General features: G+C 69.5%; 9 protein-coding genes. 2 read left to right on the top strand and 7 right to left on the bottom strand.

All coding sequences use genetic code 11. From position 1 onward, the window contains the following. Positions 1-11: 11 nt before the first annotated feature. On the bottom strand, positions 12-827 hold the full coding sequence (locus ACQPY4_RS26935) for an LLM class flavin-dependent oxidoreductase (protein ID WP_433325331.1): 816 nt from the start codon (positions 825-827) through the stop codon (positions 12-14). Between the two features lie 103 nt (positions 828-930). Next, a complete protein-coding gene (locus tag ACQPY4_RS26930) occupies positions 931-1323 on the bottom strand; it encodes an ATP-binding protein (RefSeq protein WP_433325329.1) in 393 nt (130 codons plus the stop codon). Between the two features lie 157 nt (positions 1324-1480). On the opposite strand from ACQPY4_RS26930, the gene ACQPY4_RS26925 reads away from it, so the two are divergent. Both ACQPY4_RS26925 and ACQPY4_RS26920 read left to right on the top strand, forming a co-directional pair. Continuing rightward, complete coding sequence (locus ACQPY4_RS26925) at positions 1481-2299, top strand: helix-turn-helix domain-containing protein (protein WP_433325327.1); 819 nt, start codon at positions 1481-1483, stop codon at positions 2297-2299. After that, on the top strand, positions 2287-2481 hold the full coding sequence (locus ACQPY4_RS26920) for a DUF397 domain-containing protein (RefSeq protein ID WP_433325325.1): 195 nt from the start codon (positions 2287-2289) through the stop codon (positions 2479-2481). The genes ACQPY4_RS26925 and ACQPY4_RS26920 overlap by 13 nt, the downstream gene beginning before the upstream one ends. Here ACQPY4_RS26920 and ACQPY4_RS26915 read toward each other — a convergent pair. Genes ACQPY4_RS26915 through ACQPY4_RS26895 form a run of 5 tightly spaced genes read right to left on the bottom strand, consistent with a single transcriptional unit; the run spans position 2444 to position 8741 of the window. Next, a complete protein-coding gene (locus ACQPY4_RS26915) occupies positions 2444-3376 on the bottom strand; it encodes a metallophosphoesterase (protein WP_433325323.1) in 933 nt (310 codons plus the stop codon). The two genes, ACQPY4_RS26920 and ACQPY4_RS26915, sit on opposite strands and share 38 nt — an antisense overlap. Continuing rightward, on the bottom strand, positions 3373-4566 hold the full coding sequence (locus ACQPY4_RS26910; protein WP_433325321.1) for a cytochrome P450: 1194 nt from the start codon (positions 4564-4566) through the stop codon (positions 3373-3375). Before ACQPY4_RS26910 ends, ACQPY4_RS26915 begins: the two co-directional genes overlap by 4 nt. Further along, entirely contained in the window at positions 4563-5903 is a 1341-nt protein-coding gene (locus tag ACQPY4_RS26905; RefSeq protein WP_433325319.1) for a sulfotransferase family protein, read from the bottom strand. Before ACQPY4_RS26905 ends, ACQPY4_RS26910 begins: the two co-directional genes overlap by 4 nt. A 16-nt stretch (positions 5904-5919) precedes the next feature. Further along, the gene (locus ACQPY4_RS26900; RefSeq protein ID WP_433325317.1) at positions 5920-7869 is read right to left on the bottom strand and encodes an ABC transporter ATP-binding protein; all 1950 of its coding nucleotides are present in this window, start codon (positions 7867-7869) and stop codon (positions 5920-5922) included. Further along, positions 7866-8741: an alpha/beta fold hydrolase gene (locus ACQPY4_RS26895; protein ID WP_433325315.1), complete on the bottom strand. Its 876-nt coding sequence runs from the start codon at positions 8739-8741 to the stop codon at positions 7866-7868. Before ACQPY4_RS26895 ends, ACQPY4_RS26900 begins: the two co-directional genes overlap by 4 nt. Positions 8742-8778 lie beyond the last annotated feature (37 nt).

Genomic DNA, 8778 nt, shown 5'->3' with positions numbered 1-8778 from the left:
CCCGTCCGAACCTAATTTCCCGCCAGCTCGGCCACGACCGGAGCGAGCGTGTCGGCCGAGCCGGCGCCGAAGACGAAGTAGGAGAAGCCGAGCTCCTCTCGTCGGCGCCGGATCTCCTCGACGGCCGCCGCGGGGTCGTCCGGAAGGATCTCCAGTGAGTCCGCCGCGCGGAGGGCGGCGGGGTCGGTGCCGGGGGGAGCCATGAACGGCGCGACGGTGTCGCCGACCACCGCGACGTGCTGCGCGAGTTCGACGTCCCGGCCGGAGCGGAAGTCGCGTACCACTCGGGTGATCTCGGCGCGATCGTCTCCCGGCATCAGTGCGAAGGCGACCGTGTCCGCGAGGTCGGCCGCCAGTGCCCGGGCCTTCGGCCCGCGTACGGCCATCACCACCGGCGTGTGCGAGTCGGGCCCGTCGAGGTCTCGCAGCGCCGTCACGGTCTCACGCACCTGCGCCAGCCGCTCGCCCGGCGGTACGACGGGCAGTCCCAGTTCGCGGAGCTCGTCTTCGATGCCGGGCCTGCCGGTCCCGATACCCATCTCGAAGCGACCCTCGGTGAGCACCGACAGCGAGTGCGCTTCCCAGGCAGTGTTCCAGGGGCGGCGCAGCGGGGAGGCGTACACCCAAGAGCCCACCCGCAGGCCGGCAAGTCCGGCCGCGACGGCCAGCGTGGGGCCGGGCGCGGGCTGCCATCGCGGGACGTCGGGCATCAGCAGCGTGGAGTAGCCGTGGTCGGCGATACGACGCACCTGGTCCCGCCATGTCGCCAGGTCGGTGCGGAGCGGTGCGACCACGCCGAATCGGAAGGGTTTGGTGCCGTCGGTCATCTTTCCGCCTGTTCAGTAGGAGGGATGGCGCCGCCCCTTGCGGACGGCCTCACCCCTACCACGAACAGCACCACCCTGATCCGACACCACCTCCCAGGTTTCTTTAGCCCAGGCGGGCCCAGACGATCTTTCCGCCCCCGCTGAGGGGGCGTGTTCCCCAGTCGTCCACCAGGAAGGACATGAGCAGCAGACCCCGGCCCGACTCGCTCTCGAAGTCCTCGTCCGGCCCCATCACGGGAGCCTCGTCCGAGCTGTCCCACACCTCGATCGTCAGCGCGGCCTCGTCGTCGGGCACGACGCGGGCGACCACCGTTTCCGAATCGGTGTGCTTGCACGCGTTCGTGATCAATTCAGTGATCACGGTTTGCGCGATGAAGGAGTCCCCGAGACCCTCCTCAAGGAACATTTCGGACACAAAGCTGCGCCCTTTCTGCGGAGCGCGGTCGGAAGCACGCAGGACCAGCGTTCCAACGCCTGACGTTGTATCGATCTTCATGGGGACACGACCTCTGCGAAGCTGGCTGTCTTGACCCCATTCAGACATGTTCGCAGCGTCGAACATCACAAAGCCGGGAGGTCGGACGGCAAGTCATCCCGCTGGCAACTTGCCTGGTTGGCTTCCGGTTGGGTCCCGGTTGGGGGAGACTCGGTGTATGACACCCCAGCGGAAACGAGGCACGGTCTCACCCACGTTGCTGGCGTTCGGGAGACGCTTCAAACGCTTCCGCGACGCGAATGGGTGGAGCCAGGAAGCGGCCGCCGCTCGTGCGAATGGCGGGCAGGGCGTGACTTCTCAATACATCGGTGCAGTCGAGAACGGGCGGACCCGCTGCACCTTGGAGTTCGCCGAGGGAATGGACGCAGCTTTTGGGGCCGAAGGGCAATTGGTCGACCTCTGGCACGACTTCGTCGAAGACGCCACCTTCCCGGAATGGTTCGACTGGCTAGAGGTCGAGGCGGTGGCCGCCCAACTCCAGAGCTATCAACCGCTCCTCGTTCACGGACTGCTCCAGACCCCCGCCTACGCGTCCGCGATCCTCGGAGGCAACGAGAAGAAGGTCGAGGGCCGACTCAAGCGGCAGGAGATCCTCAGACGGGACGAGCCGCCCGCCCCGATATTCTCGCTGCTGCTGGACCAGGTCGCCCTGGAGCGGCCTGTAGGTGACGCGGAGACGATGCGACAGCAGTTGGACCATCTGGAGAACGTGAGCGCCCACCCGAACATCACGGTCCAGGTCGTGCCCTCCGACGGGACTCATGACGGAAACAGCGGAGCATTCGTGTTGGCTACGCTGGCGGACAGAAGCGAGTTTGCGTACTCCGATACCGCGGCTCGGGGATTCACCATGACCGATCCCGACGACATTGCCGCCTTCTCGCGAGTGCTCATCGAGATTCGAGCGCTGGCGCTCCCCGTGAGCCAGTCGCTCGACCTGATCAGAAGGACAAGGGACGAACGATGGAAGACCTGAAATTCCGCAAGTCGAGCTACACGACGTCCAACGGCGGTGATTGCGTGGAGCTTGCTCCGTTTGCTCCGGCTGCTGTCGCCGTGCGGGATTCCAAGGACCCCGGCGGCCCGATGCTGGTTGTGCGCCGGGCGGCCTTGGCGGCCGCTATCGAGGAGGCGGTAGCAGGTCGACGTCCACGGTGAAGTCGTCGCCTGTGGCGAAGTAGCTGGAGTCGTTGAGGGACGGGGAGTAGGTGTCGACGATCATCTTCTTGGCGTCGAGGTCGAACTGCAGCAGGCGAAGGTAGCCGAGGCCGCCTTCCTTCGCGCGCTGGTAGTCGGCGAGGATTTCCGGGACCTTGCGGCCGTTGCCGAGGTCGCGGACCTTGTGGGCGGCACCATGGTTGTGTCCACAGAGGACTGCCTTGACGTTGGCGTAGGGCTTGACGATCTCGTCGAAGATCCGCTGGCCCTGCTGGTCGTAGGTGCCGTCGGTGTTGAGGTAGGCGTGCACGCTGACGATGACGGGCAGGTTGCTGTGCTTGGTTAGGACCTGCTTGGCCCAGGCGAAGTCGTCGTCTCTCATGGCCCAGGTCAGCGACAGCATAAGGACCTTGCGGCCCGCGACATCGACGAGGTCGTAGTGCTGGCGGTTGTTCTTGAAGGACTCGCTGTACACCGGGGAGTCCTTGAAGCGCCACTCGCCGAAGTAGGCGAAGTACTTGTCGCCGACATCGTGATTGCCCTGGACGATGCCGTAGGGGAACTTGCCTTCGTCCAGGGTCCCCATGGCGGCGTCCGCGTTGTTCCACTGGCGGGTCGATGAGGCGTTGTGGACGATGTCGCCGGTGTGGGTGGCGTAGCCGATCTTGCGGGTGGCCGCGTTGTCGACCAGCCAGCGTGTCTGGTTCTTGAAGTGCCGCGGGTGCCTCGCGGAGTAGAACTGGGTGTCGGGCAGCCACGCGATGGCCGCGTCGTAGGTGCTGGGGTCGGGCAGCTCGTTGGTGGACGCCCGCGCCGCGGCGGGTGTGACGAGGGTGAGTCCGGCGGTGAAGACAGCCGTGAACAGACGCTGCGCGCGGGACGGGCACCCCCTCATGCGCCGGCCCTGAAGGTGACCATGAGTTGTTCGGGGCCGTTGACGACGATGGAGTCCAGGAGCTTGGGCGGGCCGTCAAGGGAGATGTGCGGTGACCGGGTGAGCAACTCGCGGTAGAGCAGGCGCAACTCGACCCGGGCGAGCATGCTGCCCAGGCAGAAGTGTTCGCCGAAGCCCAGGGCCAGGTGGCGGTTGGGTTTGCGGCGGACGTCGAAGCGGTCCGGGTCGTCGAACACCGACTCGTCGCGGTTGGCCGACGGGAGCCACATCACGACCTTGTCGCCCGCCGCGATGTCGCGGTCGTGCAGGGTGACCGGGCGGGTTGCGGTGCGCATGATGTGGGTGGCGGTGGACGTCCAGCGCAGCACCTCCTCGACGGCCGGGTGCAGGAGGTCGGGGTCGTCTACCAGCGCCTGCCATTGGTCGGGGTGTTCCAGGAAGGCCAGCATGCCGCCGGAGGCGGCGATGCGGGTGTTCTCGGTGCCGCCGACGAAGAGGTTGTCGCAGTTGAGGATGACGTCCTGGGGGTCGAGCGGGGCGCCGTCGATCTCGGCGGTCGCCAGGACGCTCACCAGGTCGTCGCCCGGTGCGGCGGTTTTGGCCTTGCGCAGATCCTCGAAGTAGCCGAGGAGCTCCAGGTGGGCGATGCGGCGGGTCAGGGCGTCGTCGGCGGCGAAGGCCTGGCTGGTGAGGGTGTAGAGGTGCTCCCAGTCCGATTCGGGGACGCCCATCATCCGGCAGATGACGTACAGGGGGACGCGGGCCGCGATGTCGGTGACGAAGTCGCAGGTCCCGGCCTCCAGGGCGCGGTCCACGACGCCGCGGGCGATGTCGGCCATCTCGGCCTCGAGCGCGCGGACGGAGCGGACCGCGAACCAGCCGTCGACCAGGCCGCGCAGCTGGCGGTGGCGGGGCGGGTCGGTCAGGGCCAGCGTCCGGCCGCCGCCGGGATCGGCGCCGTGCTCGTCGGGGCGCAGCAGGATGCCGTGGGCCGAGCTGAACGTCTCGTGGTCCTGGTAGGCGGACCGGACGTCGGCGTACCGGGTCAGCGCCCAGAAGCCCGGCAGTTCGGTCGGCGCGTGCCAGTGGACGGGGTCGTTGGCCCGCAGCCACGTCCATTGCTCGAAGGGGTCGCCGTGGGAGTAGAGGCCGGGGCGCACCAGGTTGATGGTCGGGGCTTGGGTGGTCATGCGTCCGCGCTCACGGCCGGGACGGGCGCGAAGCCCAGGAGGGTGGAGGCGGCGAGCAGTTCGTTCCAGTGGGAGTCGGAGCCGGGGAATCCGTCGCGCCGCTGGAAGTGGCGGAGCCGTCCGGCCTTCCGCTCGATCTCCAGGTTCGCCGTCCCGGCGATCAGGCCGCGCCAGGTGGCCGCGTCGGCGGCCAGGGTGATCGGCTCGCCGTCCGCCGCGGGCTCCGGACGCAACGCGATCTTCTCTCCGGCGGGGGCGAAGCTCCAGTCGAGCTTCCGGGACGCGCCGTCCGGGCCCTGGACGATGATGCGCAGGGCCTGTCCCGCGAGGGCGGGCCAGCGCTCCACGATCAGCTGGAGGTCGCCGGGGGACAGGGACGTGACCCGGTCGTCGACCTCGCGGACCGCGGCGTCCAGTTCGGGGCTGCCGCCCTTCGGAGCGGGCGGTTCCGTTCGCGGGTCGGTGTGGTCGACCGCCTCGTTCCACGACCGGTCGACCGGGCGGTAGTCCAGCTTGCCGAGGAGGCCGTTGACCTCGTCGCGCAGCGGTCTGGGCAGGAAGCCCGCCGGGATGCGGACGCCGCGGCCGAGCGAGTCGGACGAGACGCGGTCGGTGAGCCAGATCTTCTTGTCGCCGGGGCCGACCCGGGCGTGCTCGACCTGGAAGCACGCCTGGGTGATGCCCGGGACCTGCTCGACGTCCAGGAAGGAGAAGATCCCCTCGGCCGTCTCCTCGGGGGCGGTGACCAGGTCTTCGTAGCGGACGCGGTGGCAGCGCTCGGGGTTCTTCTCCTCGAACGCCGTCATGCGGTCGACGTGCGACTCCCAGTAGGCGCCCGCGGCGGCCACGAGGTTCCCCGGGTACTGCGCGGTGAAGGACTGGTGGCGGGCCGCCAGGCCGCCGCCCAGGCCGAACGGGTGGCTTTCCAGCAGCGAGGCGACCACGTCCATGCAATGGCGGTAGAGGCAGATGAACTTCGCCTCGGGATACAGGTCGGCGAGCAGGTGCGCGTCGGCGGCCGAGTCGGGGGACTTGTCGCACCAGCGCGACTTGCCCGTGTCACGCAGGAACTGGCCGAAGATCGCGTCGATCGGCGTGCGGACCGCCGCCGCCAGGTGCGGCGGCAGGCCGCCGTCCGGGGGGCTCTGCTCCGGGCCGCCGGGTCTTGCCTGGTCCAGGATCCGGGCGGTGCGGAAAAGGTGGCGTCCGGCCAAAGCGACGTCGCTTTCGGGTGGGCAGGCCAATACGGGGTGGCTGTCGAGGATGAACCTGAGCAGGGTCGAGCCCGACCGTGCGGTGGAGAGGACGAAGACCGGCGATTCGCAAACGGGATTCATAGGCTCCTCATTGGATTCAGCGGCCGAGGACGTGGCCGTTGTGGGGTCGGTGAACCGTTTCCTGGTGGGCGAACTGCCGGTGGTAGAGGTCGGCGTAGAGGCCGCCCGTCGCGAGCAGCTTGTCGTGGGTGCCGCGCTCGCGGATCCGGCCGGCCTCGACGACCAGGATCTGGTCCGCCTCGCGGATCGTGGACAGCCGGTGCGCGATCACCAGCGAGGTGCGGCCCGCCAGCGCGGTCTTGAGCGCCCGCTGGATCGACGCCTCCGACTCGGTGTCCAGATGGGCGGTGGCCTCGTCCAGCACCACGACCGGCGGCGCCTTCAGCAGCAGCCGGGCCAGCGCGATCCGCTGCTTCTCGCCGCCGGAGAACCGGTAGCCGCGCTCGCCGACGACGGTGTCGAGACCGTCGGGCAGCGCGTTGATGGTGTCCCAGATCAGCGCGGCCCGGCACGCCTCCATCAGCTCCCGGTCACCGGCGCCGGGACGGCCGTAGGTCAGGTTGGCGCGCAGCGTCTCGTGGAAGAGATGCGCGTCCTGGGTGACCACCCCGATGTTCTGGCGCAGCGAGGCCAGCGTGACGTCGCGGATGTCCTCGCCGCCGATCCGCACGGTGCCCGAGGTCGGGTCGTACAGGCGGGGCACCAGATGGGTGATGGTGGTCTTGCCCGCGCCGGACGGCCCGACCAGGGCGGTGAGCTTCCCGGCCGGGGCGTGGAAGCTCAGCTCGTGCAGGACGCCCGCGTTGCCGCGCGACCGCCCCGGATCGGGCCTGGCGGTCGACTCCAGCGACGCCAGCGACACCTCGTCGGCGCTCGGATAGCGAAACGAGACGAACTCGAACTCGACGTCGGGGACGGCCAGCTTCCCGTTCAGCCCGAGACCGGGCGGCGGGGTCAGGGGACGCGCGGTCGGCCGCTCGGCGATGAGCGGCTTGAGGTCGAGCACCTCGAAGACCCGGTCGAAGCTCACCAGCGCGACCATCGCCGACGACTGCATGGTGGACAGCTGGTTGATGGGGCCGTACAGCCGCAGCAGCAGCGCGACCATCGCCACCAGCGTGCCGAACTCCAGCCTCCGGTCGACGGCGAGGGCGCCGCCGAACCCGTAGACGAGCGCGGTGGTGCACGAGGTCAGCAGCATGACCACGATCGGCAGCATCCGGTTCCAGACGACCATCCTGGCGGCGACGTCGCGGACCTGGGCGGCCCGGTCGGTGAACAGCCGCTGCTCCTCGGAAGGATCGCCGTAGAGCTTGCTGAGCATCGCGCCGGAGACGTTGAAGCGCTCGGTCATCATCGAGCTCATCTCGGCCTCGTGCTCCATCGTCTGCCGGGCCAGCCGCTGCATCCGGCGGCCGATGAGCCGGGCGGGGATCAGGAAGATCGGGACCATGATCAGCGCGGCCACGGTGATGTGCCACGACAGGTAGAACATGGCGGCCAGCACCAGGACCAGGGTGAGCAGCGCCGAGACCGCCTGGGTCAGCAGCGTGGTCACCGCCTGCCGGGCGCCGGTCACGTCGGAGTTGAGCCGGCTGATCAGCTTGCCGGTCTGCGCGCGGGTGAAGAACGCCAGCGGCTGCCGCTGCACATGGGCGAACACCTCGGTGCGCAGCTCGTAGACGACCCCCTCGCCGATCTTGCCCGACCACCGGTTCTGGAGAAAGACCGCACCGGCGTCCAGCACCGCCAGCCCCGCCAGGCCCAGGCTCAGGCCCACGACCACGCCGAGCCTGCGGGGCAGGATGCCGTGGTCGATGATCAGCTTGAGGAACAGCGGGTTGGCGGCGGCGATGCACGCGCTGAGCACGGTGAACGTCAGCAGCAGGACGATCTGCCCCCGGTACGGCCGCGCGTACGGCATGATCCGCCGGACCGTGCGCCGGTCGACCTTGCGCTCCTTGGCCGTCTCGTCGCGCGGGCCGGGCCGGAACGCGCCCGCGGGCGGGCCGCTGAACGCGGTCATGCGTCCCGGCCGCGCCGCAGCGGCGACTGCTCTCCGGCGGGCCCGCCGACGGTGTGCAGGAGCCCGCCGTCCCGGTGCCTGTTCAGGAACTCGACGATGGCCGCGTTGACAGCCTCGGGCCGTTCGAGGTAACCGAGGTGCCCGGTGTCGGGAATCGTCACCAGCTCGCAGCCCGGGACGGCGTCCACGACCTCGGCGACCAGGTGCGGCGGGCAGACGCGGTCGTCGGCGAACGCGACGGCGCGGCACGGGACGTCCACCCCGCGCAGCGCCGCGCGCCGGTCGCCGAGCGCCGCGACGGCCCCGAGCTGACCGCCCGCCCCGCGGCCGCCGGTGAGCTCGAAGAGCTCCAGCCAGCGCGCGGCCGAGGCGTCGTCGTCCAGCGTCGCGGGGGAGAGCATCTCCAGCACCGTTCTGGCGGCCAGGTACCGGGGCGGCAGCGTGATGCCGCTCTCGCGCAGCACCCGGTCGGCTTCGGTCTGGGCCCGGCGCAGGACGTCCGAGCGCGCCCGCGTCGCCAGCAGCACCGCCGAGCGCACCAGCTCCGGCCGGGCCAGCGCCAGCTCCTGCGCGATCATCGACCCCATCGAGGCGCCGACGAGATGGCACGGCCCCAGGCCCAGCGTCTCGATCAGGCCCGCGGTGTCGGTGACCATCATGGCGAGGGAATAGTCGCCCGCCGGGGAGTCCGAGGGCGGCACGCCGCGGTTGTCGAAGGTGATCGTCTCGAATCCCGCGTCGTTCAGCGCCGGGGTCTGGTGCATGGTCCATACCCGGCCCGCCGCGGACGATCCCATGATCATGACGACCGGTTCGCCCCGGCCCGATCTCCGGTACGAGAGCCGGATGCCATTGGTTTCCACAAAAGCCATGAACCGCTTGCCATTTCCCGGTCGATGAGGTTGAACT

It is taken from the genome of Spirillospora sp. CA-294931 (genome assembly GCF_050946795.1).
GTDB lineage: Bacteria > Actinomycetota > Actinomycetes > Streptosporangiales > Streptosporangiaceae > Spirillospora.
The sequence above is the reverse complement of the archived record's forward strand: the minus strand, read 5'-3'. Positions and strand labels throughout refer to the sequence as shown.